Raw genomic sequence first — 25716 nt, forward strand, 5'->3', positions numbered from 1 at the left:
AGAAGTGCGGCGTCGCCGAGTGGTCAGGCCGTTGCGGCCTGTTCGGGGACGTCCTGGTCAGGGTGCGCCGCGCGCCAGGCGTCCAAACCGCCCACCAGCGCTTTGCCTCGGGTCAGCCCGTGGGCGCGCAGTTTTTCTGCCAGCAACGCCGCCGACAGTTCATTGGGGCAGGCGCAATAGAACACCATGTCGACATCCCCCAGTTGCTCGACCCAAGGCTCGAGAGGTTCTTCGAGGCTGATCGACACCGCGCCGGGGATGCCTTCGACCACGGCCGTATGGAACGTAGGGCGCACGTCGATAATCACCGGGGCGTCGTCAGTGTCACGCAGGGCCAGCAGTTGCGGCACGGTGATGCGCGGCACTTTGGCGGTGCGCTTCATCAGGCGACGACGCTTCCCGTATTTCCAGCCGATGAACAGCGCCAGCGCCGCCAGCACGCCACCGATGGCCAAGGGCAGGTAGCCGGTCAGCCAGCTCAGTAACGGGATGATCGCGTCGGTGAACAGCATGCCCAGCAACAGCGCCGAGCCTGCCCAGATGAACGAGCCCGCCAGCGAATAACGCATGAACAGCGCAAACGGCGTAGCGTTCATGCCCGCGACCGTGGTGACCAGGGCGCCGGCGCCGGGCAGGAATTTGGACAGCAGCATCGCCCGTGGGCCGACGCGGTCGTAGACGTTCAGGCCCTGACGAATGCAGGTGTCCTGGGACAGGGAAATCTTGCAGATGGATTTGAGCAGCACGCCGCCGTAGCGCTTGCCGGCGAAGTACCACAGGGTGTCGGCGATCAGGCAGGCGAACATCGCTACCAGCACCCCGGCGCCCAGCAACGGTTTGCTCTGCATGGCCAGCGCGCCGGTGACGATGAGGGTGGGGTAGGCGGGGACCGGCAGACCGATCTGCTCCAGCAGCACGTTGACGAACACCAGCAGCAGGCCGTGGCTTTCATTCAGTTGCTGGAGTTCGTTCATGGCGAAGACTCGGGTCGACGAGCACCGGGGAGGGCGCTCAAGAGAAAAGGGGTGTCAGTACCGTGGCCTGAACGCCCCCTCCTGTCAACGCTGAAAATGCGTCAGCCGAGCATGTCGATGTGACGCTGCTTGACCAGCGCCGACGCACCGCTGATAGCCCCAGTGGTGGCTAGGATTGGCCGTGGCGTAATCGGACGCGTCCACTGTGCGGTCCATGAAGCGCCGCGTTCGAGTGACCAGCGCTTCCCGCTGTTGGGACAGCCGATGAATGTCTTGAAGCATGCACGAAATCCGGGGCGTGTTCGGTACGGTATGGTCGCCACCGGCTGAACAGCGAAACTCCAAGGTATTCCTGCCCAGGGCTGGCGTCACTTGTACCTGGGTACTGGGTTTTCGCCGCTCATACGTGGGTTCAGGGTAATGCAGGCGGGCTACTGCGCGGTCTTGAGCAGCACCGGCTGCTCGCTGTAGCGATCGGCGAACAGCTGTTTGAGCTGGTCCACTTTCGGCAAGTCGTTGATCACGATGTAGGGGTAGGTCGGGTGGGTGGTCAGGAAGTTCTGGTGATAATCCTCGGCGGGGTAGAAGCCGTTGTAAGTTTCGATCTTCGTCGCGATCGGCGCGTTGAATGATTTCGCGTTGTCGAGCTGGGCGATGTACGCCTTGGCCACCGCTTGCTGTTCGGCGCTTTCGGGAAAGATCGCCGAGCGGTACTGGGTGCCGTGGTCCGGGCCCTGACGGTTCAGTTCGGTCGGGTTGTGCGCCACCGAAAAGAAGATCTGCAGCAGGGTGCCGTAGCTGACCTGGGACGGATCGAAGGTGATTTCGACCGATTCGGCGTGGCCGGTGTCGCCTTCGCTGACGCGATCGTATTGCGCAGTGTCGGCCTTGCCCCCGGCGTAACCGGAGACGACTTTCTTCACGCCCTGCACGTGCTGGAAAACCCCCTGCACACCCCAGAAGCAGCCCCCCGCGAGCACCGCGGTTTCACTGCCCGAGGTGCTGACGATTTCGTCTTTGTGCGGCGGTGCGATGCTCACGGCATCTTCACCGGCGAACGAGCAGGCGGCGGTTTGCAACAGGGCGGCGGTGAGCAGCACCCGCAGGCCGTTGCGGCGCCAGTTCGGCAGGGCAGTGGCAAGGCTCGAAACGTTGAAACTTTTCATCTCTGACACTCCTCAAGTGTGGCGAAATCAACCAAAGGTGAAGGCATAGGCCGACACGCCTGGATCGCTGAATTCGATGGTGAAGGTGTGGTCGGCGACATCGCCGGGTTGACGCACCAGTTGATACAGGCGTTGTTCGGTCACGGTGCCGCTGCCATCAGGGGCGACGTCGGTGCCGTGGGCTTCACCGGGCGCCTTGCCGTCGATGGAGACCTTGAAGCGCACCGGCGTGCCATCGCTGCCAGGACCCAGCACCAGGTGCAGGTCGCGGGCGTGGAAGCGGTAGACGATCTTGCCGTTGGCGGCGTCCAGGGTGGCGCGCTCGGCGGCGATATTCCACTGGCCGTCCAGGCCCCAAGTGTTCAGCGCGAGAGTTTGCGGGGTGCTGTAACTGGCCACCCGATCACCCTTGGCGCCACCTGGAGAGACGAAGTTCTCGGCACGCTCGAAGCCCAGGTAGGTTTCCGGCGATTTCACCTCGTTCATGTCTGCTGCCTGCTGCACGCCCTTGCCGCTGGCGTCGATCAGGTCAGTGGTGATCCGGGTGTTGCCGGCTTCGCGCAGCAGCTCCTGAATCACCCGCTCGGATTCGTCGTAGGCGCCTTCGCCGAAGTGGTGATAGCGAATCTGGCCCTTGGCATCGGCGAAGTAGTGGGCAGGCCAGTACTGGTTGTCGAAAGCGCGCCAGATCTTGTAGTTGTTGTCGATGGCCACCGGGTAGTTGATGCCCAGATCGGCCATGGCCTTGGTGACGTTTTTCACGTCGCGCTCAAAGGCGAATTCCGGGGCGTGTACGCCGATCACCACCAGGCCCTGATCACGGTATTTGTCGGCCCAGGCTTTCACATACGGCAGGGTGCGCAGGCAGTTGATGCAGGAGTAGGTCCAGAAGTCGACCAGCACCACCTTGCCTTTCAATTGCTCGGCGGTCAGTGGCCCCGAGTTCAGCCATTGCACGGCGCCATCCAGGGACGGCAGCTGACCTTCCACAGGCAGGCTCGGTACGCTATTTTTTGCCGCCATCATCATCGCGCCGGAGGCCTGCATGCTGGCGCCTGCCTCGTCACGGCCGGGTATGTTCTGCGCCATCATCGCGCCGCCCTGCATGACGTTGCTGTCTTTGCCTTTACCGGTGAACTGGCCCACCAGCGATTGTTCGAGCCCGCCGGTGGAAGCGGTCGACACGCGAGCGAGAATCCCGGTGTCGAGCCCCAGCGCAATGGCCGCAACCCCGGCCAGCATCGCCGCGCCCAGGCCACGACGTATCCATTCCCCTGCGCCCAGCGAGCGTTTCATCGCGCTGAACACTTTGCCCCCCAGCAGCAGCGCGAGAGCCAGGGAGGTCGCCGCACCCGCAGCGTAGGCCAGCAGCAACAGCGTGGTGCCGACGCTGGCGCCCTGCAGGGCTGCGCCGGTCAACACCAGGCCTAGAATCGGCCCTGCACACGGGGCCCAGAGCAGGCCAGTGGCAACGCCGATCATGAACGAAGCCCATGGGCTGGGCCGGGCATCCACACCGGCGTTTTCCGAGAGGCGGCTGCCTGCGGCCACCAAGGGGCGGGTCAGGCGCTCGGCCAGTTTGGGCAGCAGCAACGTCAGGCCGAACAGCGCGACGAAGATCAGCGCCAGGCCGCGGCCATACTGGTTGAGCTGGACGACCCAGCCACCGCCGACCGCCGCCAGTGTGGCGACCAGCGCGAAGGTGACGGCCATGCCGACGAGCAGCGGCAGGCCACTGCGCACGAAGGGCTGGCCGGTGCGGGCGAACACGAAGGGCAGCACCGGCAGGATGCACGGGCTGACGATGGTCAGGACGCCGCCGAGGTAGGCGAGGATGATCAGGAGCATGGAAGTGGGTCCGTTCAGGTTAACCATCTGGAAAAGGGTGCGTCACCTGTGGGAGCGAATTCATTCGCGAGACGGTGCTTCAGGCGATACATCTATGTCGTTTGAACGACCGCATCGCGAATGAATTCGCTCCCACAGGGGTAAAGCGTGCTCAGCTGTTCTGCCCGGCAAACGTCATCGCCAGACCGTTCATGCAGTAACGCAATCCCGTGGGCTTGGGCCCATCGGTAAAGACATGGCCCAGATGTCCGCCGCAGCGACGGCAGTGGACTTCCTTGCGCAGCACGCCGAACGAGGTGTCGGTACGGATCGCCGTGGCGTTGTCCAACGGTGCCCAAAAGCTTGGCCAGCCGGTGTGGCTGTCGAATTTGGTGGCCGAGGCAAACAGCGGCAACTGGCATCCGGCGCAGGCGAACGTGCCGTTGCGGTGTTCGTCGTTCAGCGGGCTGCTGTAGGGGCGTTCGGTGGCCTCGCGGCGCAGCACCTGAAATTGATCGTCACTGAGCAGCGCGTGCCACTCGGCGTCGCTGTGGCTGACTTCAAAGCTGCCGATCGCCGAATCCTGCGGCACCAGGGTTTCCCCGTCGGCGAATTTCGGCAGCACGCCCAGGGCGATGGCGGCAACGCCTGCGCTGGTGCTCAGCACCATGAATTGTCTTCTCGAAAGCATGGCAGGAGTCCTCGGCTCGGCCCGTTGCGCACAGGCCAGTGATGCGATGAGCCAAGGTTAGGCGCGCGCTGTTCCCGGAATCCTCACCGAGAGTTAAACAATTCGTGATAACTGGCGGCGCACAAAATCGGCACAATGACCCCATCGCGCATTCAGCGCCGGCAAGGTTTGCATTCGATGGATCAGCCCAAACGCATTTTGGTGGTCGAGGACGATAGCCATATCGCCGACCTGATTTGCCTGCACCTGCGGGACGAGCATTTTGACGTGGTGCACAGCGCTGACGGCGAGAAAGGCCTGCGCCTGCTGGAGCAGGGCGGCTGGGATGCGCTGATCCTCGACTTGATGCTGCCCGGCGTCGACGGTCTGGAAATCTGCCGCCGTGCCCGGGCCATGACCCGCTACACGCCGATCATCATCACCAGCGCCCGCTCCAGCGAGATGCACCGCATCCTTGGCCTCGAACTGGGCGCCGACGATTATCTGGCCAAGCCGTTCTCGATGATGGAGCTGGTGGCGCGGGTCAAGGCGCTGCTGCGCCGGGTCGACGCCATGGCGCGCAACCTGAAGATGGACGCCGGCAGCCTGTCCAGCGCCGGACTGTTCATCGACCCACTGACCCGTGAGGCCTCATTGGAAGGCCGCGCGCTCGACCTGACGCCACGGGAATTCGACCTGCTGTACTTCTTCGCCCGTCAGCCGGGCAAGGTGTTCTCGCGCCTGGACCTGCTCAATTCCGTCTGGGGTTACAACCATGAAGGCTACGAGCACACCGTCAACACCCACATCAATCGTCTGCGCGCCAAGATCGAAGTCGATCCGGCGCAGCCGCTGCGCATTCTCACGGTCTGGGGCCGCGGCTATAAATTTACCGGGCCCGGTGACGGGGGAGACGCCCTGTGAAGATGACCCTGACCCAGCGGCTGTCGCTGGTCTTCGCCCTGTTGCTGTTGATCTGCTGTGGCACTTCGGTGTTGCTGCAGGTGCGCTCCAGCAAGATGCACGAGCTGGAAGTGGTGCAGGGGCTGTCCCGCGACCTGGCCCAGCACATCGCCCGCGACACCCAGCTGATGGACGCCAACGGCCTGAAACCCGACGCCGTGCGCGAACTGTTCAGTCAATTGATGCTGGTCAACCCCAGCGTCGAGGTGTACCTGCTCGACGGCGACGGGCGCATTGTCGGCGATGCCGCGCCCAAGAACCGGATGCTGCGCGATCACGTCGACCTGGCGCCCGTGCGGCAACTGCTGGCGGGAGACTCACTGCCGATTCTCGGCGATGACCCGCGCAGCCTCGATGCGCGCAAAGTGTTCAGTGCCGCGCCATTGATGGTCATGGGCAAACCGGCGGGCTTTCTTTATGTGGTGCTGCTGGGTGAGGCCCACGACCGTTTCGCCGAGCGCGGCGCCACCAGCGAGGCCTTGAGCACCGCGCTGTGGTCGATCGGTCTGATTGCCTTGCTCTGCCTGCTGGCGGGGCTTGCGGCGTTTGGCTGGATCACCCGGCCGTTGCGCCGTCTGACCGATTCGGTGAGCCACTTCGACATCAACGCCGCGCCGCTCGCCCTGCCTGCCTCGAGCGCCGAGCCTGTGCAACCGGGCCACGACGAAATCGCCGTGCTCGACGCGACCTTCAAGCAGATGCAGAACCGCCTCAGCGAGCAATGGCAGACCCTGAACCGGCAAAGCCAGGACCGCCGCGAGCTGGTGGCCAACATTTCCCACGACCTGCGTACGCCCTTGGCGTCGTTGCACGGCTATCTGGAAGTGTTGTCGGTCAAGGACGCCAGCCTGACACCGGAGGAGCGTCGACGCTATCTGGGTATCGCCCTGGACCAGAGCCGCAAGGTCGGCGGGCTGGCGCAATCGCTGCTGGATCTGGTGCGACTGGAGCACGGGTTTGTGGTGCCGGTGATCGAACGTTTTTCCTTGACCGATCTGGTGCAGGACATCTTCCAGAAATTCGAGCTGAGCGCCGAGAGCAAGGCCGTCAGCCTGACGCCGCTCTTTGCGCCGTCGATCCCTGGCGTGCATGGGGATCTGGGGTTGATCGAGCGCGTGCTGACCAACCTGTTCGACAACGCCCTGCGCCACACTCCGGCGGGCGGCGAAATCAGCATCGCGCTGCAGCCCAAAGGCTCGTTCGTTGAAGTGACCGTCAGCGACAGTGGCCCCGGTATCGCCCCCGAGTTGCGCGAAGGGCTGTTCCTGCGGCCGTTCAACATCGGCGGCGCGCGCCGTGACGGCGGGCTGGGGCTGCGGATCGTGCACCAAATCCTGCAATTGCATGGACTGCAGATCGAGCTGATCGACGTGCCGGGGCAGGGGGCGACGTTCCGCTTTGCCCTGCCGGTGGATCAGCAAGCGGCTCAGCGAGCCATGCCCTCGGCGTGATTTCAACGGCAGGCGGGTATCAGCTTATGCGCCTGCCGTTCCACGCCGCTCATCAGGCAAACTCGCATCCCTCTCTTGACGAGCACATGTAACGGAATAATACTTCGCCAAGATTCATATAGATGACTATATAACTACAACAGCGAAGCGCCGCCATGAACCGACTATCCAGTGATGTCCGTCTGCCGCTTTACCAACGTCTGCGCGATCAATTGGCTGAGCAGATCGCCAATAACCGCTGGCGTCCGGGCGAAGCCATTCCCACCGAAGCTGCGTTGTCCAGCGAGTACTGCTTGTCCACCGGCACTGTGCGCAAGGCCATCGACATGCTGGTCAGCGAGAACATTCTCGAACGCCAGCAGGGACGTGGGACCTTCATTCGACGTCCGCAGTTCCAGTCCTCGCTATTCCGCTTTTTCCGTTTTCAGAGCGTTTCCGGTGAGCGTCAGGTGCCGGAGAGCCGGATTTTGTCCATTGAACCGGTGAGCGCGCCGTCGGCGGTGTCCCAGGCCCTGGGCCTGGCGCTGGATGCCCCGGTGATCCGCATGATCCGCTTGCGTCTGCTCGACGCCCAGCCGGTACTGGCCGAAGAGATCTGGCTGCCGCAGGTGCAATTCCAGACCCTGCTGGAAATCGATCTGAGCAAACAGGGCCCGCTGCTGTACCCGATTTACGAAGAGTTGTGCGGCCAGGTCGTGGCTTATGCCGAAGAGACCCTCACGGCCGAGGCCATCAGCGATGTGCACGCCCGTCTGTTGCAGGTGCCGGCGGGCAGCCCGGTGGTGGTGATCGAGCGTTTGGCGCGCAATTACGCCGGGCAGCCCCTGGAGTGGCGTCGTTCGCGGGGGCATGCCAGCCATTTTCGTTACAGCGTGGATATTCGATAACGCGCCACCGTTTTTCATGGCTCACCGCTGCACTTGATGTGGGAGCAAATTCATTCGCGAGACGCTGGTTCAGGCGACACATCAAAGTCGGCTGAACCCTTTTTCGCGAATGAATTCTCCCACAGTAGACCGGAGCCGCCACCGAAGTACACGACAGGCCCGTCACCTAGAACGAGCTCAAACAACACCTGCCGCATCACATGTATAAGGACAAGAACCATGTTCAACTGGTATCGCCAAGTCACTCCTCGGGAGCGCAAAACATTCTGGGCCTGTTTCGGCGGATGGTCGCTGGACGCCCTTGAAGTCCAGATGTTCGGTCTGGCCATCCCGGCCCTGATTGCCGCCTTTGCCCTGAGCAAGGGCGACGCGGGCCTGATCAGCGGCGTGACCTTGGTCACCTCGGCCTTGGGCGGCTGGGTCGGCGGCACGCTGTCGGACCGTTACGGTCGCGTGCGCACCCTGCAGTGGATGATTCTCTGGTTCTCGTTTTTTACCTTCCTCTCGGCGTTCGTCACCGGCTTCAGTTCGCTGCTGGTGGTCAAGGCCCTGCAGGGCTTCGGTATCGGTGGCGAGTGGGCGGCCGGTGCGGTGCTGATGGCCGAAACCATCAACCCTAAATACCGCGGCAAGGTCATGGGCACCGTGCAAAGCGCCTGGGCCGTGGGCTGGGGCCTGGCGGTGGGCGTGTTCACGCTGATCTACTCCTTCGTACCGGCCGATATCGCCTGGCGCGTGATGTTCCTGGTGGGCCTGTTGCCGTCGCTGCTGATCATCTGGGTGCGTCGCAACGTCGAGGAACCGGACAGCTTTCAGCGCTTGCAAAAGAGCAATGCCATTCCGCAGAGCTTCTTCAAGTCACTGGCCGGTATTTTCCGTCCTGAACTGCTGCGCGTGACCCTGCTCGGCGGCCTGTTGGGCCTGGGCGCTCACGGCGGTTATCACGCGGTGATGACCTGGCTGCCGACCTTCCTGAAAACCGAACGCAACCTGTCGGTGCTCAACTCCGGCGGTTATCTGGCCGTGATCATCGTCGCCTTCTGGTGCGGCTGCGTGGCCAGCGGCTTCATGATCGACCGAATTGGCCGTCGCATGAACATCGTGCTATTCGCCCTGTGCTGCGTGATCACCGTGCAGTGCTACGTGTTCCTGCCGCTGACCAACACCGAGATGCTGTTTCTCGGCTTTCCGCTGGGCTTCTTCGCTGCAGGCATTCCGGCCAGCCTGGGCGCGCTGTTCAACGAGCTGTACCCGGCTGACGTGCGCGGGGCGGGGGTAGGCTTTTGCTACAACTTCGGCCGCGTGCTGTCTTCGGTGTTCCCGTTCCTGGTCGGCCACATGAGCGAGTCCATGTCGCTGGGTTCGGCCATCGGCATCGACGCCGGTATCGCCTACGGCGTGGCCGTGATCGCCGCGCTGTGCCTGCCGGAAACCCGTGGCCGCAGCCTGGAAAACAGCGCGGCCGCCGCTCAAGGGCCGACCCCGCGCAACGAAACCGCCAGCGCCTGATGTTTTTCCTGCGCGGTGAGCGGGTTTGCCTCGCCGCCGCGCATTTCTTCTACAGATGAGACCCATGTCCGATACCTTTCCCGCGTCGATTCTTGGCATCGACGGCCACGCACACGTATTCAGCAGGGAGCTGGATCTGACATCGGCACGACGCTATTCACCCGATTACGACGCCACCCTGGCGTTGTATCAGCACAACTTGCAAAGTCACGGCCTGAGCCACGGCGTGCTGGTGCAGCCGAGCTTTCTGGGCACCGACAACCGCTACCTGCTCGCTGCCCTGAAACAGGCGCCAGATCTGTTACGCGGCGTGGTGGTGGTCGAGCGCGACATCAGCCGTGCCGACCTCGACGCCATGGATCGTCTGGGCGTGGTCGGCATTCGCCTGAACCTGATGGGCAAAGCGCTCCCGGACTTCACGGAGCCCGAGTGGAAGGTATTGTTCGGGCACATGGCCGAGCTGGACTGGCATGTGGAACTGCATCGCCACGTGGCGGACATCCCGGCGTTGATTCGAAGCCTGATGCCCTTCGGCGTGAAAATCGTCGTCGATCACTTCGGTCGCCCCGATGCCCGATTGGGGCTGGCACAACCGGGTTTTCGCGAGATGCTCGAACTGGGCCTGACCGGTCAGGTGTGGATGAAGGTTTCGGGCATCTATCGTCTGGAAGGCAGCGATCAGGAAAACCTCGACTTCGCCCGCGCTGCCTTGCCGCTGCTGGTGCAGAGTTTAGGCCCGCAGCGTCTGGTGTGGGGCAGCGACTGGCCGCACACGCAGCACGAAAAACAGGTCAGCTACGCCACCGTGGTCGAGCAACTGCAAGCTTTGGGCTGTTCGCCGCAACTGATGCGCTCGCTGTTGATCGAAGCGCCGCAGGTGCTGTTCGATTTTTCAGTGGTTGAGGCCTGAGGCATTCTCGCGGAGGGCTAGTGCCCCTGTGGAAGGCGCAAGGTCCGCGTGAAACCTGGAACTGAGCATCATTCGGACTTCCACCCCCCACCCAACGCCACCACCAACCCGACACTGGCCTGCAAACGGCTGGTGTCCACCTCCTGCAACCGCCGCTGTGCCTGCAATGCCGTGGTTTGCGCGGTGACCACATCCAGGTAATTCACTGCACCCGCTTCATAACTGCTGGTCGCCATCTGTTCGGCGCTGTGGGCGGCGTCGACGGCAGCTTGCTGGTCTTGGGATTCGCGATGCAGATCGCGCAATTGCCCCAGGTTGTCTTCCACCTCGCGCACTGCCTTGAGCACCTGGCTGTGGTACTGGGCGGCGGCTTCTTCGAACTCGGCCTTGGCTTGTCGCTCCTGGACGCTGCGGCGTCCGGCGTCGAAGATCGGCAGGTTCACCAACGGCCCCAGCGCCCAATACCGATTGGCCGCCGCCAGCAGGTTGCCACTGCCTTGGGTCTGCCCACCGAGCAGGCCGGTCAGGCTGAAATCCGGGTACCACGCGGCTTTGGCGACGCCGATGTTGGCGTTGGCGGCAAACACACGACGCTCGGCGGCGGCAATGTCGGGCCGTTGTTGCAGCAGACGGCCCGGCAGGGCTTGCGGGATCTCGGGTTGCTTCAGCGGTTCGGCGTCATGCACCAGGGTGAAGTCGCTCGGCAACACGGCCACCAACTCGGCGATGGCGTGCTTGCTCAGGCTACTCTGGGCCCTCACGTCGTCCAGTTGCGCTTGGGCTTCGGCCAGCTGACTCTGGGCGCGGGTGAGGTCCAGTTCCGAGGCGATCTTGCCTTCATAGCGGTCGCGGGTCAGTTGCAGGGCCTGGGTGTAATCGTCCAGCGAGGTCTTGAGGATACAGCTCTGGGCGTCCAGTCCGCGCGCCTGCACGTACAGCGCTGCCAACTGCTTTTGCAGGCTCAGGCGCGCAACGGCCAGATCATCTGCCGAGGCCTGTGCTTGCGCGTCACCGCCAACACGATGAACGTGTATGGCTTGAGCAATGCAGTCTTGACCAGCCCGAGCATGCCGGAAACCTCCCATTTCGAATCAGCGCAGTCTTGGGAAGGGGACCTAACAGGCCGCTTTCGGCCAGATGAACAAATCGTTAGTGCAGCGCACAAGGAGCTTTCATGGGGTATTCATTTGTTGTTCATGGGGGCAGCGCGCAGCCTTGAATTCCCGGAATTCACCCTGCGCCACAGGGACTTCTTCTCACACACGAGGTTGACACCATGAACGCCAAATCACTGTTGCTCGTCCCCATGCTGGGTCTGGTGGCTGTTCTTTGCGCCTGCGCAGGCCCCATGCCCAAAGCCGACCCCAGCGAGGCGTGGATCGGCCTGCAGGAAGAACCGTCTGGCGTATTGATGGCCGAAGACGTGGACGGCAAGCGCCTCAACGACGGTCGCTACTTCGACGTCAAACCCGGCGCCCACAAACTCGACGTGAACCTGATCGTCGAAGGCGCGGGCAACAACGACGACCAGATGAACTGCGAGGCGGGGATCACGTTCAACCCGTTCAAGGCCGGCGAACATTACAAGCTGGTGGAGTCGAGCCTGGGCGATGAGTACCGCGTCACGCTTGAAGACGCCCACGGCAAACAGCTGGGCCACAGCAAGGATTTCACCTGCATGCCAGGGTGATGTGAACGACATCGTTCCCCTGTAGCAGCACGGCTGTGCGCGCAGGGCTTCTCCTGTGGGAGCGAATTCATTCGCGAATGGTCGGTACCTCCCGCACATCACCTTCGCCTGAACCGTCTTTCGCGAATGAATTCGCTCCCACAGGTTTTGTGCCACGGCGAGATGACGTGATCGACATCGATCCCCTGTAGCAGTCCGGCTTGCCGGCGGTGGCGATCCCAAAGACACCACCGCCGGCAAGCCGTGCTGCTACAGGGGGTTAGAGGTGGGCCAAGTGATGGGCGAGCACCTTATCCCAACGCCAACACCTGCCGACACTCCAGCACCAGGCTCGCGCCGCCCGAAGGGCTGTTGCCGATGCGCAGTTTGAAGCCGTGCAGGTTGACGATGGCTGCGACGATGGACAGGCCCAGTCCGAAGCCACTTTGCTGATTGCCGGTTTCGCTGCGGTAGAAGCGTTTGAACACCGCTTCGCGTTCGGCGTCGGGAATGCCGGGGCCGGTGTCCTGGACTTCGAGGAAGGTGGTTTCGCCCTCGGCGCGGGCGATCATCAAGACTTGCCCGCCAGCCGGGGTGAATTTGATCGAGTTGCTCAACAGGTTCGATAGCGCTTCGAACAACAGCGCGCGGTCGCCCACCAGCGGCGGCAGGTGTTCGGCGATTTTCAGTTGCAGCGACACCCGGCCTTCTTCGGCCAGTGGCAGGTAAAAGTCGTGCAGCTCCTGCAGGAGCGGCTTGGGGTCGAGCTGGCCGAAGGCCGAACGGCGCTGGTGGTCTTCCAGCTCGGAAATCCGCAGCAACCCGCGAAAACGCGCCATCAGGGTGTCGGCGTCGGCGATCACCTGGGCCATCTGCTCCCCTTGTGGCGAGTCTTCCGGCGATTGCTGTTGAATCCGGTACAGCTGCGCCCTCAGGCGGGTCAGCGGGGTGCGCAGGTCGTGGGCAATGTTGTCGCAGACGCCCTTGACCTCGTTCATCAGGCGCTCGATTCGGTCGAGCATGGCGTTGACGATGTCCGCCAGCATGTCGATTTCGTCACGCCGATCAGAGACCGGCAGGCGTTTGGTCAGGTCCCCCGTGACGATGGCTTCGGCGCTGGCCTGAATCGCTCCGATGCGCCGCAGCGGCCGCTGGCGCAGCAAGTGCCAGCCGAACGCGCCGGGAATGATGGTCAGCGAGATGCCCCACAGCAACGCGCGAAGGATCAACGTGGTCACCGCGAACAGCGAGCCGTTGTCGCGCACCAGGATCAGCCAGCGATCATCCATCGTGTGAATGGCCACCGCGTCACAACTGGCGCGTGGCAAATTGGGGTCGTCGGAGTCGATGCAGGTGTCGAGTTCCTGAATCTGGCCGTTGAGGCTCAACCCGTCGGGAATGCTGTTGACCGGCCCGCTGATGGGTTTGAGGTCCTTGTCGAACAGGCCATAGGCGTCGACGGTGCGGATGTCGAACTTGTCGCTGGTGCGCAGGGCGTCGTCCAGTTGCGCGCCTTCGAAGCGCGAAAACAGCTGCTGGCGTTGCATCAGCGAGTGGCGGGCGAGGTTGTTCAGGTAACTGGTGACTTCCCAGTACAGCACCCCCATGAGGATGCTGCTCCAGGCCACGAACAGAAAACTGTAAAGCGCCAGCAGACGGCTGCTGGAGGAGCGCCAGCCCTTAGACGGGTTCGGCAATGACATAACCTGAGCCTCGAACGGTACGTATCAGCGGCGTCAGGGTAGGGGGATCGATTTTCTTGCGCAAGCGACCGATGTGCACATCGATGAGGTTGGTGCCCGGGTCGAAGTGATAGCCCCAGACTTCTTCGAAAATCATCATGCGGGTGATGATTTGCCCGCTGTTGCGCATCAAAAATTCCAGCAATTTGTATTCGGTCGGCAGCAGGTTCAGCGGCTGACCGGCGCGGCTGGCTTCGCGGGTGATGAGGTTCAGTTCAAGGTCGGCGACCCGCAGCATGGTTTCGGCCTGGGTGACCGGGTTACTGCGGCGCAGCAGGACCTCGACCCGGGCAGCCATTTCGTCGGAGGCGAAGGGTTTGGACAGGTAGTCATCGCCTCCGGCACGCAGGCCACGAACACGCTCGTCGACATCGGACAGGGCGCTGATCATCAGAATCGGCGTGGCAATGCCCAACGCGCGCATGGTGGTGACAATCGCCAGACCGTCGACTTCAGGCAGCATGCGGTCCAGGGTGATCAGGTCGTAATCGCCGCTGACGGCACGCACCAGACCTTCACGGCCGTTGTCGACCCAGTCCACTTGAAGGCCATGACTGCTTAACTCGGCGACGATTTCCTTGGCGGTGACGGCATCGTCTTCGATTGTCAGAATTCGGGTCATCGGATTGCCTGAACCATGTTGCGACGGGAGACTTTATTCTGCCCTTAAACGTAGTCGGGATTTCTTAAAAATAATTTAAGTAGGGGGTACGGCCTTTATTTCGCAAACGATATATGACCTGTGGGGGCGAATTCATTCGCGATACGTCGGTGCGGGCGACACATATCTATCGACTATGCCTACGTATCGCGGATGAATTCGCTCCCACAGAAGACTCATTCCGCCTTGCGATCCACGTCGTGCTGCTTATTGTCTGAACGCTTTTCTTTCTTCGGCGCACCACTCTCACTGCGAATCTGCGCATGGCTGATCAGCGCAAAAATGAAGCTGCCGCCAATGATGTTCCCCGCCAGCGTCGGCCCCGCGAACACCAGCCAGAACTCCTTCCACGCCAGCTCCCCGGCGAACACCAGATACGACACCTCGGCCGAACCCACGACGATGTGGGTGAAATCCCCCAGCGCCATGAGGTAGGTGATCATCAGGATGATCCAGATCTTGGCGTTCTCCATCGACGGGATCATCCACACCATGGTCGCGATCATCCAGCCGGAGACGATGCCCTTGGCGAACATCTGCGTGGTGCCGTTTTCCATGACCTTGCGGCCGATCTCCAGAAAGGCCTCGTCAGTCTTGGTGTCGAAGATCGGCAGCTCCAGCATCACGTAGGCCACCAGCAGGGTGCCGCACAGGTTGCCCACCAGCACCACACTCCAGAGCCTGAGCAGGCGCCCGAAGTTGTTCAGTGTCGGTTTGCTCATCACCGGCAGCACGGCAGTCAGCGTGTTTTCGGTGAACAGCTGCTGACGGGCGAGGATCACGGCCAGAAAGCCCGCGCTGTAGCCGACGCTGGCGATCACTTTGAACGCTTCGCCGTCGGGCAGCCGTGAGTTGAGCAAACCCATCGCCATCAGCGACAGGCCCATGGTCAGGCCCGCTGCCAGCGCGGACCAGAACAGCGCGGCAACGTTGCGCTCCAGTTCCTGATCGCCCTGCATGCGGATCGTCTCGTGCAGCACGGCGGCGCGGGGTGGCTGATTTTCGTCGATGTCGCGTTCTTCCTCGGGCGTGAGGCCCGGGGTCTTGCCGTCGTGTTCGGTTTCCATGCTGCTTCTCTGGAGTGGTTTGAAGTGTTCTGAGGGTGACGGTCAGTTTTTTTCGGTGTACCTGCTGCGCCGTGCTGTTGGTTCAGACACAATCCGCTCCCCGTCGTTCGCCAGTGCGCGGCGGCCTTTTCACTGATTCGGGAGACCCACTGTGACCCTTCATATTCGAGACGCCACCCGCGCCGATGCCGCCGTGATTCTGGGCTTCATCACCGAGCTTGCGATCTACGAAAAAGCCGAGCACGAGGTCAAGGCCAGCGTCGCCGATATCGAACGCAGCCTGTTCGACGAGCCTTCACCGGCCAAGGCGCTGATCTGCCTGCTGGACGGCGAGCCGATCGGCTTTGCCGTGTATTTCCTCAGCTATTCGACGTGGCAGGGCCGCAAGGGGCTGTACCTGGAAGACCTGTTCGTGTCGGCGAGCCAGCGCGGCATCGGTGCGGGCAAGCAGCTGCTGCGCCACCTGGCGAAAATCGCCCATGACAGTGGTTGCGGTCGTTTCGAGTGGAGCGTGCTGGACTGGAACCAGCCCGCGATTGATTTCTACAAATCCATCGGCGCCGAACCCCAGGACGAGTGGGTGCGGTATCGGATGGAAGGGGAAGGGTTGAAGCGCTTTGCGTTGGGGCAGGATTGATGCCTAATCCGAAGGCTCACCTATAAACAGGCGCTATCCGCACTGCGGCGGATTGAGATATGGCATGCGCTGCATATTCCCTGTGAGAGCGAATTCATTCGCGAAAAAGCGTTCAGGCGATGAAGATGTGGTGCCTGAACGGGCCTTTCGCGAATGAATTCGTTCCCACAGAGGACCCTAAGCGCACGTTAGGTTCCAGCTTGTCGCAAATGCGGTGGTGGTCTGGTTCAGGCCGTCAGATCAGCACTGTCGATCCTGACCACACCCGCCGCAGCCAGATCCCGCCACGCCTGCTCCAGCGACCCAACCAGGTCGATCGCCTTGCACGCATCGGCAATCACCCAGGTGTTGAACCCCGCTGCCCGTGCATCCAGCGCCGACCAGGCCACGCAGAAGTCCAGCGCCAAACCCACCACAAACACGCTGTCGACCCCGCGTTCCTTCAAATAGCCCGCCAGCCCCGTCTGGGTGGTGCGGTCTGCCTCGACGAACGCCGAATAGCTGTCGATGCCGGCGTTGCAGCCTTTGCGCAGGATCAACTGCGCATGGGGAATGTCGAGATCGGCATGCAGCGCAGCGCCCTGCGTGCCTTGGATGCAGTGATCCGGCCACAGGGTTTGTGGGCCATAGGGCAGGGTGATGCTGTCGAACGGCGCGCGCCCGGCATGGCTCGATGCAAACGAAATGTGCCCGGCCGGGTGCCAGTCCTGGGTGATCACGACATGGCGAAACTGCGCGCCGAGCCGATTGATCAGCGGCACCAAGGCATCGCCTTCGGCCACCGCCAGCGCGCCGCCGGGCATGAAGTCGTACTGCATGTCGATGACCAGCAAGGCTGCTCGCGGGTCTGACGGCAGACGAAAGAGTGGCGCGGTCATCAGCTGAACACCCGAATCGGAGCACCTGCGTGCCAGGCCTGAATGTCTTCAATCATCTGGCTGAAGAACATCCGGTAATTGTTCTCAGTGACATAACCCACGTGGGGTGTCGCCAGCAGGTTCGGCAGGCTGCGAAACGGATGATCGGCCGGCAGTGGCTCAACGCTGTAGACGTCCAGCGCGGCGCCGGCGATTTTCTTCTGCTTGAGCACCTCGATCAGCGCATCTTCATCGACGATCGGGCCGCGCGCGGTGTTCACCAGATACGCCGTAGGCTTCATGCGGTTCAGGGATTGTGCGTCTACCAGCCCGCGGCTGCGATCGCTGAGCACCAGGTTGACCGAGATGATGTCGGACTGCTCGAACAAGGCCTGCTTGCTGACGTAGGTCACGCCATGCTCGGCGGCACGTTCGGCGGTAAGGTTTTCGCTCCAGGCGATGACCTTCATGTCGAAGGCCAGAGCGTAGCGAGCGATCTTCTGACCGATGCTGCCCAGGCCGACAATTCCCAGCGTCTTGCCATACAGATCGCTGCCAATGCCGATCTGCCAGTGGCCCGCGCGCAGGGAGTTGGCCTCATCGACGACGTTGCGCGTGGCGGCCATGATCAGCGCCCAGGTCAGCTCGGGGGCTGCATATTTATAGCTGTCGGTGCCGACAACCGTGATGCCCAGGCGCGCAGCGGCCTTCAGGTCCAGCGCGGCATTGCGCATGCCGCCAGTGACCAGCAGCTTGAGGTTGGGCAACTGGCTGAGCAGAGCATCGTCGAAGATCGTGCGTTCACGCATCACGCAGATCACGTTGAAGTCTTTCAGTCGGGTGGCCATGGTGGCGGTGTCGGCGGGATAGTCGTGAAGGAAGCTGACGTCGCCAATCGGCTTGAGTACGCTCCAGTCCACTACATCCTGGGCAACGGACTGCCAGTCATCGAGTACGGCAATTCTCAGCGCGGAACCCTGAGTCATTCGGTTAGGCCTCGTTCAAGAGCACATTGGATTTGTGCAGGCCAACATACGCCTGAGAGGTGGTCAGTTGAATAGCCCCGCCGCGATATTGATCGAAAATCCCAAAATCGACGTATTGAACAGAAACCCGATCAACGACTGCGCCAGCACCACCTTGCGCAAATCACGGGTGGCCACGCCGACATCGGAGGTCTGCACCGCCACACTGATGGTGAAAGAAAAATACAGGAAGTCCCAGTAATCCGGGTTCTGCTCGGCGTCGGCGAATCTCAGCGCCGCGTCGTCGCCATCCCAGGTGTAAAACATCCGCGCGTAATGCAGGCTGAAAATCATCCCGATCAGTAGCCACGACCCGACGATGGTGAAGCCGGTAAAGGCATAGTGCAGGGCCTTGTCGCTGGCCGACATGTCCTTGATCCCGGCCAGTTCCAGGACAATCGCCGCCAGGCTTGCAATCGCTGCGACGCAGACCACCACCAGCACAAGCCCCGCGTTCTCATCCTCGATCTCGGCGATGCGTCTGACGTCTTCTGCATTGGATTTGAACGTGCGGATCATGATCAGCAGCATGTACACCCAGCCAGCGACGTTCCAGGCGATCAGGCATTTGCTGGTGAGAGTGATGGAGGGCGCGACGATGGCGGCAACGATACCTGCAACGACGCCAAGGCCGATGGCGATGGTCAGGCGAGGGTGGGTCTGGGTCAGATGGGACATGGACGGCTTCATGGCAGCGGGATGCTGGAACCTTAGCACGCCATGCACGGTGCAGCGGATGAAGAAAAACGGCGCGCAAGGGGGTACGCGCCGGTCGCCATATGGCAGTTAACGTGGTTCTGTTGCAGGCAGCCTTTCGCGTGAGGTCAGCGAACGAGGCACGGCTGCTTGTTATTGAACTTCCAGTTGGGAATCAGGAACTGCATCGCGACGCTGTCGTCCCGCGCACCCAGGCCCATGCCCTTGTACAGCTCGTGGGCCTTGGCGACCTGATCCATGTCGATCTCGACACCCAACCCCGGCTTTTTCGGCACCTGCACGTTGCCGCCGATGATCTGCAGCGGGGCTTTGGTCAGGCGCTGGCCGTCCTGCCAGATCCAGTGGGTGTCGATGGCGGTGATGTTGCCCGGCGCGGCCGCGGCGGCGTGGGTGAACATCGCCAGGGAAATATCGAAGTGGTTGTTGGAGTGCGAACCCCAGGTCAGGCCCCACTCGTTGCACATCTGCGCCACGCGCACCGAACCCTGCATGGTCCAGAAGTGCGGGTCGGCCAATGGGATATCCACCGATTGCAGTTGAATCGCGTGGCCCATTTCACGCCAGTCGGTGGCGATCATGTTGGTGGCGGTGCGCAGGCCGGTGGCACGGCGGAATTCAGCCATCACTTCACGGCCCGAGTAGCCGTTTTCGGCGCCGCACGGGTCTTCGGCGTAAGCCAGCACCTTGTGCTGATCGCGGCACAGGCGGATCGCTTCCTTCAGCGACCAGGCGCCGTTGGGGTCCAGGGTGATGCGCGCTTTCGGGAAGCGTTCGGCCAGCGCGGTGACCGCTTCGATCTCGGCATCGCCGCTCAGCGCGCCGCCCTTGAGCTTGAAGTCTTCGAAGCCATAACGCTCGAACGCCGCTTGCGCCAGACGCACCACGCGCTCCGGGGTCAGGGCTTCTTCGTGACGCACGCGGAACCATTCGTTGTCGGCGTCTTCTTCGGTGCGGTACGGCAGGTTGGTTTTCTTCTGGTCGCCGACGTAAAACAGGTAACCGAGCATCTTCACTTCGTCTCGCTGCTGGCCTTCACCGAGCAGGGCGGCGACCGGCACTTCCAGGTGCTGACCGAGCAGGTCAAGCACGGCGGCTTCGATGCCGGTGACCGCGTGAATGGTGATGCGCAAATCGAACGTCTGCAGGCCACGGCCCCCCGCATCGCGCTCGGCGAAGGTGCGGCGCACGTCGTTGAGGATCTTCTGGTAGTTGCCGATGGTGCTGCCGACCACCAGCGCGCGGGCGTCTTCCAGGGTCTGACGGATTTTCTCGCCGCCGGGGATTTCACCGACGCCGGTGTGGCCTGCGTTGTCTTTGAGAATCACGATGTTGCGGGTGAAGTACGGGCCATGGGCGCCGCTCAGGTTGAGCAGCATGTCGTCGTGGCCGGCGACCGGGATGATCTGCATCTCGGTGATGACGGGGGTGCTGCCGGAATTCTGCGTGGTCATGGCTAAATCCTTGGGTTTACGGGGCGCCGCACGGGCGCCATCAAAACGAGGTTTCAGGGTGTTCAATGCATCAGGAATGGCTTGGCGTGGCGTCGGCCTTGGCCTGCGGCACGACACCAGGCTTGGGCGCAGTACGCACAGTGAAGACCAGAACTGCGGCGATGATCGAGGTCGCGGTCAGACCATACAGGCCGCCCTGAATCGAGCCGGTCTGCTGTTCAAAAATGCCGAAGGCCGTTGGCGCGACGAAGCCGCCGAGGTTGCCCAGCGAGTTGATCAAGGCAATCACGCCCGCTGCAATGCGCGCATCCAGATAGCCTTGCGGAATCGGCCAGAACAGCGACGATGCCGATTTGAAGCCCATGGCCGCGAAGCAGATGGCGACGAAGGCGAACACCGGGCCCCCCGTGGTGGACATGAACATCCCGGCCGCGGCGATCAGCAGCGCGGTGGCGACCCAGGCCTGCTGGTGCTTCCACTTGGCCGACGCGCTGGCGAAGCCGTACATGCAGACGATGGCGATGAACCAGGGGATCGAGTTGAACAGGCCGACCTGGAAGTCGCTCAGATCGCCCATTTTCTTGATGATGCTCGGCAACCAGAAGGTGGCGGCGTAGATCGTCAATTGAATGAAGAAGTACATCAGGCAAAACAGAATGATCTGCGGGTCCTTGAGCAACTGGCCGATGGACAATTTCACCGGGCTTGCCGCTTCACGGGCACGTTGCTCTTCGTCGATGGCGTGGGTCAGCGCGTCTTTTTCCGGCTGGGTCATCCACTTGGCGTCCTGGGGTTTGGAATCCAGCCAGAACCAGACGAAGAAGCACAGTCCCACCGAGAACAGGCCTTCGATGAGGTACATCCACTGCCAGCCGTGCATGCCCAGGCCTTCGATTTTCAGCAGCAAGCCGGAGAGAGGGCCGGAAATCAGCGAAGCGAATGCCGAACCGCTGAGGAAGATGGCGATCGCCTTGCCGCGCTCGACGCCGGGCAGCCAGCGAGTGAAGTAGTAGATCACCCCCGGAAAGAACCCGGCTTCGGCCACACCCAGCAGGAAACGCAGGATATAGAAGTGGGTCTCGGTTTGGATGAAGGCCATGCCGGCAGCGACCAGGCCCCAGGTGAACATGATCCGGGTCAGCCAGAGGCGGGCGCCGACTTTCTGCATGAGGATGTTAGAGGGGACTTCGAACAGCGCGTAGGCGATGAAGAACAGGCCGGCGCCGAAACCGTAGGCGGCTGCGCCAATGCCCAGATCGTGTTCCATGTGACTACGTACGAAGCCGATGTTAACCCGGTCGATGTAGTTGACGATGAACATGATGACGAACAGCGGCAGGATATGGCGTTTGACCTTGGAGACCGCCGAGTGCAAGACGGAATCGGACACGTCATCCACGCGTGATGAGGGTGTGTTCACTTTGTTGACTCCCACTGATTATTTTTATGCGGGTTGTTGCTTACGTATGTGACAAGGTGTGTGCGCCTTGTTGTTAGTCATCATACAAGTGCAATTGATCTTCGCAAGCGGTTTTGCAGGGGTTGTGGGAAATATAGGGGCGGAATATTCTCGCCTGTCTGACAAGTTGAATGAGTGGGGAACCCTGTTGAAACCTTTATTTAGTGGGCTTATCAGTAGAGTTGGGTAAGCAGCGCAGGCGACAAACAGGTGGCTCGCGCTGCCTCGTTAATCTTAAAAAATACAAGTGCGTCAGCGGGTCATGTAACCCGATGACGCATCACTGATAGGACAACCTGCCCATGCAATCGCCCTCAATCCCCAAACGACGGCAGCACAACCTGGCCACGGATCTGGTTACGGACCTCAGCCAGCGCATCCTCATGGGCAGCATCGCGCCGGGGCAAAAACTGCCGTCCGAGAGCGAGATCGTGCGCGAGCATGGCGTGAGCCGCACCGTGGTGCGCGAGGCGATTTCCAAGCTGCAGGCCTCAGGGTTGGTGGAGACCCACCAGGGCAAAGGGACCTTCGTGCTGGCGCGTGCGGAACAGAGCGGCCTTCATTTGAGGGTGGAAACCGCCTTCAGCGTGCGCCACATCATTGAGCTGCGCATGGGCCTTGAGACTCAGGCGGTAGCGCTGGCAGCCCAACGCCGCACCTCGGCGCAACTGGCGGCAATGCGCCTGGCGCTGGACGACTACCAGGACCTGCTGGCCAAGGAAGACAGTTGCGTGGAAGCCGATCGGCGCTTTCACCTGCTGATCGCCGAGGCCACCGGCAACCCGTATTTCGTCGAGATCTTGCAGAATCTGGGCCCTGCCGTGATCCCGCGCAGTCGGATTGCGACCAGTGAGCGGGCGGGGTCGAGCCTGACCCATCACGCCTATCTGGCGAACCTGGAACACGAGGCGATCCTCGCCGCCATCAGACGCCAGGACCCCGACGCCGCCCGCGCCGCGATGTGGACACACCTGAGCAACAGCCGCGAGCGGCTGGCGCCGGTGGACTGACAAGCAGGTTCGGACAGTTTGCATACCCTGTGGGAATTCATTCGCGAGAGCACAGTACATTCGGCCCACGTTTATCGACCGTACCGCCGCCTCGCGAATGAATTCGCTCCCACAAGGTGATCTACCCTTGCCGGATGTGCGGGTCCAAGGGCGCAGATTGCCATGCGGGAACTCGGCGCAAAAATCAGGCAGACTCCCACCACCTACAAAAACAATGCGTGATGTGTATGACCCTCCAATCTCCTCGCTTCCCGGATGTGCCCCATGTTTGCCCTTGATCACGCCCTGGCTCAGGACATCGTCGATCGGGCGATGGCGATTCTGCCGTGCAACGTCAACGTAATGGATTACCTCGGGATCATCATTGGCAGCGGCGAGGCTGAGCGCTTGTACACGCGCCATGAAGGGGCGCAGCTGGTGCTGGCCAATAGCCGCGTAGTGGAGATCGATTCCCACACGGCCAAGCAATTGAACGGCGTGCGGCCGGGAGTGAACCTGCCGTTGATGCTGGATCAGAAGCTGGTCGGGGTGCTGGGCATCACGGGTGAGCCGGATCAGGTACGGGTCTACGCCGAGCTTGTGAAGATGACCGCAGAAATGCTCATGGAGCACCGCCGCCAGCAGGCCGATCAGCAGTGGCGGCATCAGCGCAGCGAGGATCTGCTGTCGCGCCTGTTGCTGGGCGACAGCGCCGCGCACCTGATTGATGAGGCTGAGCAACTGGGGTTGCAGCCGCAATTGCCGCGTCAGGCGGTGTTGATCGAGCTGCCTGCCGATGCGGCCTATGCCGGTCAGCTGGCGGCGTGGCTCAACGGGCGTTACGCCAACAGCTGGTGCGTGTCCTGTGAGCCGAGTCTGGTCTATTGGTGTCGCGCGGCGGGCAAGGACCGCGACGATGCCTTGCTGCTGGAGCAGTTCGACGAGCAGGGCTGGCCCGTGGTGCGCATGGCGACGGTGGAGGCGTCTGCGGATCTGGCGACTTTACGTAACGCCTGCGCTGCCGCCCGCGATCTGTTGGATTATGCCCGCCACGTTCAGCCGCAGCACCGGCTGTTGAGGCTGGCGAGCCATCGTCTGGCGGTGCTGTTCTGGCGCAACCGTCACGACTGGCTGGCCAACGGCGTGGCCGAGCCGGTGCTGCGCCTGCAAGGCAACGGGCAACTGCTCGACACCCTGCGCGCCTGGTTCGATTACAGCGGCGAAAGCCAGGCTTGCGCCGATGCCTTGGGGATTCACCGCAACAGCCTGCGTTATCGGCTGGAAAAGATCGCCGAGCTCTGCGGTTGCGACCCGTATCGCACCGATGAGTTGTTGAGGTTGTACCTGGGCATGCAGATGGTGGCGCGATAGAGGATGCGCGACAGCCTCAACCATCGGCAGCGCTGAGGTTCTCTGTGGGAGAGAATTCATTCGCGAGACGTTGGTACAGTCGGAAGATTTTCATACCTCAAATGCCGCCTCGCGAATGAATTCGCCCCACAGGCAAGGCAACCGCGTGCAGTCGGGCTTCGATAGCGCTTAATCAGCGCGCTTGGTTTTGTTCGGATGAACAACGGCCTCTACTTCCGATTGTGCGAGAGGCTGGCGGAAAATCCTCGCGGCCATGCGAAGATCGCGACTATCGAACAAGGAGAATCACCATGAAGATCGTCATTGCCCCGGATTCCTTCAAGGACAGCCTCAGCGCCCAAGGTGTGGCCCAGGCGATCGCCAGTGGTCTGCGCGACGTGTGGTCAGACGCAACATTGGTCGAATGCCCGATGGCCGACGGCGGCGAAGGCACCATCGAGGCCGTGCTGGCGGCCTGCGGCGGGCAATGGATGACGAATCAGGTCAGCGGCCCGTTGGGGCAACCGGCTCAGGCGCCATGGGGCTGGCTGGCTGACACCCGCACCGCGATCATTGAAATGGCCATGGCCAGCGGCTTGCAGATGCTGACCCTGGAGCAACGCGACGCGACGATCACCACCACCTTCGGCACCGGCCAGTTGATCGCCGCTGCACTGGATGCCGGTGCTCAGCGCATCATTCTCGCCATCGGTGGCAGCGCCACCAACGACGCAGGCACCGGCATGTTGTCCGCCCTCGGTGCGCGTTTCCTCGATGCGCAGGATCAACCCTTGCCGCCGGGCGGTCTGGCGCTGGCCAGGGCCGCGAGCATCGATCTTGATAAACTCGATACCCGCCTCAGGGACGTGCAGTTCGAAGTCGCCGCTGACGTCAACAACCCGCTGTGCGGCCCTCAGGGTGCCTCGCACATTTTCGGGCCACAGAAAGGCGCCTCGCCTGAACAAGTGCTGGCGCTGGACGCCGCCCTCGGGCATTTCGCTGAACAATCCGCCCGCGTGCTGGGCAAGGACGACAGCGACCATCCTGGCAGCGGCGCAGCGGGCGGCATGGGCTTCGCCGCCAAGGCCTACCTCAATGCCTCGTTCCGTCCAGGCGTGGAAGTGGTGGCTGACCTCACAGGCCTCGCCGAAGCCCTTGAAGACGCCGATCTGGTGCTCACCGGCGAAGGCCGTTTCGATGCCCAGACGTTGCGCGGCAAGACGCCGTTCGGTGTGGCGAAGATCGCTCAGCGCAAGGGCGTGCCGGTGATCGTGCTGGCCGGCACCTTGGGCGAGGGCTATGCCGATCTTTACGAGCACGGCATCAGCGCGGCATTCGCCCTGACCAGCGGCCCGATGACCCTGGAGCAGGCGTGCAGAGACGCCGCGACCCTGCTGCATGACCGCGCCCGGGACCTGGCGCGGGTGTGGCAGCTGGCTTCGCGCTGATCAGTTGTTGCCAAGGCAGGCGTTGCCGTTGGTTTCGTAACGTAGCGTGTGGGCCTTGCCCATGTGATCGACGTAACCCAGGTCAACCGGGCGCACGCCGCAGAAATTCAGGTTCGGCATCTTGGTGACCTCGGCGACGTCGACCTTGGTGCCGTAAGTGTATTCCTCGACCTGCGGCATGTTCTTCACATCGGCGTGAGCATTCAGGGCCAGGCTGCTCAGGGCGGTCAGGGTCAGGGCAATCAGTGTGTTTTTCATGGGGGCTTCCTCGTAGCGGGTTCAATGAC

At 62.2% G+C, this 25716-nt stretch carries 23 protein-coding genes and 1 pseudogene; 10 read left to right on the forward strand and 14 right to left on the reverse strand.

What is annotated here, in order from left to right; all coding sequences use genetic code 11:
• Positions 1-23 precede the first annotated feature (23 nt).
• The 4 genes from AC07V9_RS19745 to msrB all read right to left on the reverse strand — a co-directional run bounded on the left by AC07V9_RS19745 (position 24) and on the right by msrB (position 4658).
• A complete protein-coding gene (locus tag AC07V9_RS19745) occupies positions 24-974 on the reverse strand; it encodes a VTT domain-containing protein (RefSeq protein ID WP_495017334.1) in 951 nt (316 codons plus the stop codon).
• A 431-nt stretch (positions 975-1405) separates the two neighbouring features.
• Positions 1406-2140: a peptide-methionine (S)-S-oxide reductase MsrA gene (gene msrA, locus AC07V9_RS19750; RefSeq protein WP_495017335.1), complete on the reverse strand. Its 735-nt coding sequence runs from the start codon at positions 2138-2140 to the stop codon at positions 1406-1408.
• A 27-nt stretch (positions 2141-2167) separates the two neighbouring features.
• Positions 2168-3988 carry a cytochrome c biogenesis protein DipZ gene (locus tag AC07V9_RS19755; protein WP_495017336.1) on the reverse strand — a complete coding sequence of 607 codons (1821 nt, stop codon included), beginning with the start codon at positions 3986-3988 and terminating at the stop codon, positions 2168-2170.
• A 151-nt stretch (positions 3989-4139) separates the two neighbouring features.
• Positions 4140-4658 (reverse strand): peptide-methionine (R)-S-oxide reductase MsrB, encoded by a 519-nt coding sequence (msrB, locus tag AC07V9_RS19760; protein WP_495017337.1) that lies wholly within the window; start codon positions 4656-4658, stop codon positions 4140-4142.
• Positions 4659-4835: 177 nt separating this feature from the next.
• On the opposite strand from msrB, the gene AC07V9_RS19765 reads away from it, so the two are divergent.
• The 5 genes from AC07V9_RS19765 to AC07V9_RS19785 all read left to right on the forward strand — a co-directional run bounded on the left by AC07V9_RS19765 (position 4836) and on the right by AC07V9_RS19785 (position 10357).
• Positions 4836-5561 carry a response regulator transcription factor gene (locus AC07V9_RS19765; RefSeq protein WP_495017338.1) on the forward strand — a complete coding sequence of 242 codons (726 nt, stop codon included), beginning with the start codon at positions 4836-4838 and terminating at the stop codon, positions 5559-5561.
• The gene (locus AC07V9_RS19770) at positions 5558-7051 is read left to right on the forward strand and encodes a sensor histidine kinase (protein ID WP_495017339.1); all 1494 of its coding nucleotides are present in this window, start codon (positions 5558-5560) and stop codon (positions 7049-7051) included. Before AC07V9_RS19765 ends, AC07V9_RS19770 begins: the two co-directional genes overlap by 4 nt.
• Before the next feature lie 155 nt (positions 7052-7206).
• Entirely contained in the window at positions 7207-7938 is a 732-nt protein-coding gene (locus AC07V9_RS19775; protein ID WP_495017340.1) for a GntR family transcriptional regulator, read from the forward strand.
• Between the two features lie 219 nt (positions 7939-8157).
• Positions 8158-9447 carry an MFS transporter gene (locus AC07V9_RS19780; protein WP_495017341.1) on the forward strand — a complete coding sequence of 430 codons (1290 nt, stop codon included), beginning with the start codon at positions 8158-8160 and terminating at the stop codon, positions 9445-9447.
• A 64-nt stretch (positions 9448-9511) separates the two neighbouring features.
• Positions 9512-10357 carry an amidohydrolase family protein gene (locus tag AC07V9_RS19785; protein WP_495017342.1) on the forward strand — a complete coding sequence of 282 codons (846 nt, stop codon included), beginning with the start codon at positions 9512-9514 and terminating at the stop codon, positions 10355-10357.
• A gap of 68 nt (positions 10358-10425) precedes the next feature.
• Here AC07V9_RS19785 and AC07V9_RS19790 read toward each other — a convergent pair.
• Positions 10426-11370, reverse strand: a pseudogene (locus AC07V9_RS19790) (efflux transporter outer membrane subunit); the annotation flags it as partial.
• A gap of 263 nt (positions 11371-11633) precedes the next feature.
• On the opposite strand from AC07V9_RS19790, the gene AC07V9_RS19795 reads away from it, so the two are divergent.
• Positions 11634-12047: a PA0061/PA0062 family lipoprotein gene (locus AC07V9_RS19795; RefSeq protein WP_495017343.1), complete on the forward strand. Its 414-nt coding sequence runs from the start codon at positions 11634-11636 to the stop codon at positions 12045-12047.
• Between the two features lie 290 nt (positions 12048-12337).
• Here the strand turns inward: AC07V9_RS19795 and AC07V9_RS19800 are convergent, their stop codons facing one another.
• The 3 genes from AC07V9_RS19800 to AC07V9_RS19810 all read right to left on the reverse strand — a co-directional run bounded on the left by AC07V9_RS19800 (position 12338) and on the right by AC07V9_RS19810 (position 15496).
• A complete protein-coding gene (locus AC07V9_RS19800) occupies positions 12338-13729 on the reverse strand; it encodes a sensor histidine kinase (RefSeq protein WP_495017344.1) in 1392 nt (463 codons plus the stop codon).
• On the reverse strand, positions 13707-14390 hold the full coding sequence (locus tag AC07V9_RS19805; RefSeq protein ID WP_093467438.1) for a response regulator transcription factor: 684 nt from the start codon (positions 14388-14390) through the stop codon (positions 13707-13709). Before AC07V9_RS19805 ends, AC07V9_RS19800 begins: the two co-directional genes overlap by 23 nt.
• A 215-nt stretch (positions 14391-14605) precedes the next feature.
• Positions 14606-15496, reverse strand: a complete 891-nt coding sequence (locus AC07V9_RS19810; protein ID WP_495017345.1) for a formate/nitrite transporter family protein — start codon at positions 15494-15496, stop codon at positions 14606-14608.
• 151 nt (positions 15497-15647) lie between these two features.
• Here AC07V9_RS19810 and AC07V9_RS19815 point away from each other — a divergent pair, with 151 nt between their 5' ends.
• Positions 15648-16133: a GNAT family N-acetyltransferase gene (locus AC07V9_RS19815; RefSeq protein WP_495017346.1), complete on the forward strand. Its 486-nt coding sequence runs from the start codon at positions 15648-15650 to the stop codon at positions 16131-16133.
• A 227-nt stretch (positions 16134-16360) separates the two neighbouring features.
• Here the strand turns inward: AC07V9_RS19815 and pncA are convergent, their stop codons facing one another.
• The 5 genes from pncA to AC07V9_RS19840 form a co-directional block, all read right to left on the reverse strand.
• On the reverse strand, positions 16361-17011 hold the full coding sequence (pncA, locus tag AC07V9_RS19820) for a bifunctional nicotinamidase/pyrazinamidase (protein WP_495017347.1): 651 nt from the start codon (positions 17009-17011) through the stop codon (positions 16361-16363).
• Positions 17011-17976, reverse strand: coding sequence for a D-2-hydroxyacid dehydrogenase family protein (locus AC07V9_RS19825; protein ID WP_495017348.1), 966 nt, complete (start codon positions 17974-17976; stop codon positions 17011-17013). The genes pncA and AC07V9_RS19825 overlap by 1 nt, the downstream gene beginning before the upstream one ends.
• Before the next feature lie 63 nt (positions 17977-18039).
• On the reverse strand, positions 18040-18693 hold the full coding sequence (locus AC07V9_RS19830; protein WP_495017349.1) for a DUF1345 domain-containing protein: 654 nt from the start codon (positions 18691-18693) through the stop codon (positions 18040-18042).
• Positions 18694-18839: 146 nt separating this feature from the next.
• Positions 18840-20183 carry a glucarate dehydratase gene (gene gudD, locus AC07V9_RS19835; protein ID WP_495017350.1) on the reverse strand — a complete coding sequence of 448 codons (1344 nt, stop codon included), beginning with the start codon at positions 20181-20183 and terminating at the stop codon, positions 18840-18842.
• A gap of 70 nt (positions 20184-20253) precedes the next feature.
• Positions 20254-21603: an MFS transporter gene (locus AC07V9_RS19840; protein ID WP_495017351.1), complete on the reverse strand. Its 1350-nt coding sequence runs from the start codon at positions 21601-21603 to the stop codon at positions 20254-20256.
• A gap of 341 nt (positions 21604-21944) precedes the next feature.
• On the opposite strand from AC07V9_RS19840, the gene AC07V9_RS19845 reads away from it, so the two are divergent.
• The 3 genes from AC07V9_RS19845 (at position 21945) to AC07V9_RS19855 (ending at position 25429) form a co-directional block, all read left to right on the forward strand.
• Positions 21945-22652 carry a FadR/GntR family transcriptional regulator gene (locus AC07V9_RS19845; protein ID WP_495017352.1) on the forward strand — a complete coding sequence of 236 codons (708 nt, stop codon included), beginning with the start codon at positions 21945-21947 and terminating at the stop codon, positions 22650-22652.
• 264 nt (positions 22653-22916) lie between these two features.
• Positions 22917-24002 carry a sugar diacid recognition domain-containing protein gene (locus AC07V9_RS19850; protein WP_495017353.1) on the forward strand — a complete coding sequence of 362 codons (1086 nt, stop codon included), beginning with the start codon at positions 22917-22919 and terminating at the stop codon, positions 24000-24002.
• 290 nt (positions 24003-24292) lie between these two features.
• A complete protein-coding gene (locus tag AC07V9_RS19855; protein ID WP_495017354.1) occupies positions 24293-25429 on the forward strand; it encodes a glycerate kinase in 1137 nt (378 codons plus the stop codon).
• On the opposite strand, the gene AC07V9_RS19860 is transcribed toward AC07V9_RS19855, so the two are convergent.
• Positions 25430-25687 (reverse strand): DUF2790 domain-containing protein, encoded by a 258-nt coding sequence (locus tag AC07V9_RS19860; protein WP_495017355.1) that lies wholly within the window; start codon positions 25685-25687, stop codon positions 25430-25432.
• Positions 25688-25716 lie beyond the last annotated feature (29 nt).

The organism is Pseudomonas sp. GW821-FHT02A11 (assembly GCF_059421985.1).

Bases quoted from the DNA above. Each gene is read 5' to 3' on its own strand.
- AC07V9_RS19775 (WP_495017340.1), top strand. From the start codon at position 7,207: ATGAACCGACTATCCAGTGATGTCCGTCTGCCGCTTTACCAACGTCTG.
- AC07V9_RS19845 (WP_495017352.1), top strand. From the start codon at position 21,945: ATGCAATCGCCCTCAATCCCCAAACGACGGCAGCACAACCTGGCCACG.
- msrB (WP_495017337.1), bottom strand. From the start codon at position 4,658: ATGCTTTCGAGAAGACAATTCATGGTGCTGAGCACCAGCGCAGGCGTT.
- pncA (WP_495017347.1), bottom strand. From the start codon at position 17,011: ATGACCGCGCCACTCTTTCGTCTGCCGTCAGACCCGCGAGCAGCCTTG.
- AC07V9_RS19780 (WP_495017341.1), top strand. From the start codon at position 8,158: ATGTTCAACTGGTATCGCCAAGTCACTCCTCGGGAGCGCAAAACATTC.
- AC07V9_RS19860 (WP_495017355.1), bottom strand. From the start codon at position 25,687: ATGAAAAACACACTGATTGCCCTGACCCTGACCGCCCTGAGCAGCCTG.
- AC07V9_RS19855 (WP_495017354.1), top strand. From the start codon at position 24,293: ATGAAGATCGTCATTGCCCCGGATTCCTTCAAGGACAGCCTCAGCGCC.
- AC07V9_RS19745 (WP_495017334.1), bottom strand. From the start codon at position 974: ATGAACGAACTCCAGCAACTGAATGAAAGCCACGGCCTGCTGCTGGTG.
- AC07V9_RS19785 (WP_495017342.1), top strand. From the start codon at position 9,512: ATGTCCGATACCTTTCCCGCGTCGATTCTTGGCATCGACGGCCACGCA.
- AC07V9_RS19805 (WP_093467438.1), bottom strand. From the start codon at position 14,390: ATGACCCGAATTCTGACAATCGAAGACGATGCCGTCACCGCCAAGGAA.
- AC07V9_RS19755 (WP_495017336.1), bottom strand. From the start codon at position 3,988: ATGCTCCTGATCATCCTCGCCTACCTCGGCGGCGTCCTGACCATCGTC.
- gudD (WP_495017350.1), bottom strand. From the start codon at position 20,183: ATGACCACGCAGAATTCCGGCAGCACCCCCGTCATCACCGAGATGCAG.
- AC07V9_RS19800 (WP_495017344.1), bottom strand. From the start codon at position 13,729: ATGTCATTGCCGAACCCGTCTAAGGGCTGGCGCTCCTCCAGCAGCCGT.
- AC07V9_RS19825 (WP_495017348.1), bottom strand. From the start codon at position 17,976: ATGACTCAGGGTTCCGCGCTGAGAATTGCCGTACTCGATGACTGGCAG.
- msrA (WP_495017335.1), bottom strand. From the start codon at position 2,140: ATGAAAAGTTTCAACGTTTCGAGCCTTGCCACTGCCCTGCCGAACTGG.
- AC07V9_RS19810 (WP_495017345.1), bottom strand. From the start codon at position 15,496: ATGGAAACCGAACACGACGGCAAGACCCCGGGCCTCACGCCCGAGGAA.
- AC07V9_RS19850 (WP_495017353.1), top strand. From the start codon at position 22,917: ATGTTTGCCCTTGATCACGCCCTGGCTCAGGACATCGTCGATCGGGCG.
- AC07V9_RS19795 (WP_495017343.1), top strand. From the start codon at position 11,634: ATGAACGCCAAATCACTGTTGCTCGTCCCCATGCTGGGTCTGGTGGCT.
- AC07V9_RS19765 (WP_495017338.1), top strand. From the start codon at position 4,836: ATGGATCAGCCCAAACGCATTTTGGTGGTCGAGGACGATAGCCATATC.
- AC07V9_RS19830 (WP_495017349.1), bottom strand. From the start codon at position 18,693: ATGTCCCATCTGACCCAGACCCACCCTCGCCTGACCATCGCCATCGGC.